This window comes from Streptomyces sp. JHA26, from assembly GCF_002005565.1.
In the GTDB taxonomy this organism is placed as follows: Bacteria; Actinomycetota; Actinomycetes; order Streptomycetales; family Streptomycetaceae; genus Streptomyces.
Window position 1 is genome coordinate 1 of record NZ_BDJC01000162.1, and the last position, 722, is coordinate 722.

The window sequence follows — 722 nt, forward strand, 5'->3', positions numbered from 1 at the left end:
GCCGTGGTCCTGGGCGGTGCGGACGGCCTGCGGGCGCTGGCCGAGGGCCGTGAGACATCAGGCGTGGTGCGCGGGCGGGCCGGCGGCGCGGACGGCCGTGCGGTGTTCGTGTTCCCGGGGCAGGGGTCGCAGTGGGCCGGGATGGCGGCTGAACTCCTTGACGACTCGCTGGTGTTCGCGGAGCGGATCGCCGAGTGTGCGGCTGCGCTCGCGCCGTTCGTGGACTGGTCGCTGCTCGACATCCTGCGGGACACGGACGCGGATGCCTGGCTGGAGCAGGTCGATGTGGTGCAGCCGGTGCTGTGGGCGGTCATGGTCTCGCTGGCCGAGGTGTGGCGCTCCCACGGTGTGGAGCCGGCTGCGGTGATCGGTCACTCGCAGGGTGAGATCGCCGCCGCGTGTGTGGCGGGTGCCCTGTCGCTCGGGGACGCGGCGAAGGTGGTGGCGCTGCGGAGCAAGGCGATCCGGGCGCTGTCCGGCCGGGGCGGCATGGTGTCCGTGTCCCTGAGCGCGGACGAGGTGGGCAAGCGCCTCGCTGACTGGGGTGGTCGGTTGTCGGTGGCGGCGGTCAACGGTCCGTCGGTCGTGGTCGTCTCCGGTGACGCGGACGCGCTGGACGAGCTGCTGGCCGCCTGCGAGAAGGACGGCGTGCGAGCCCGGCGTATCGCCGTGGACTACGCCTCGCACTGCGCGCACGTGGAGGCGATCGAGGACGTCCTCCT

Annotated in this window: 1 protein-coding gene; it reads left to right on the forward strand. The window is 73.0% G+C overall.

What is annotated here, in order from left to right:
* On the forward strand, positions 1-722 hold a 722-nt coding region (locus JHAT_RS33530; protein WP_143660638.1), incomplete at both ends, for an acyltransferase domain-containing protein.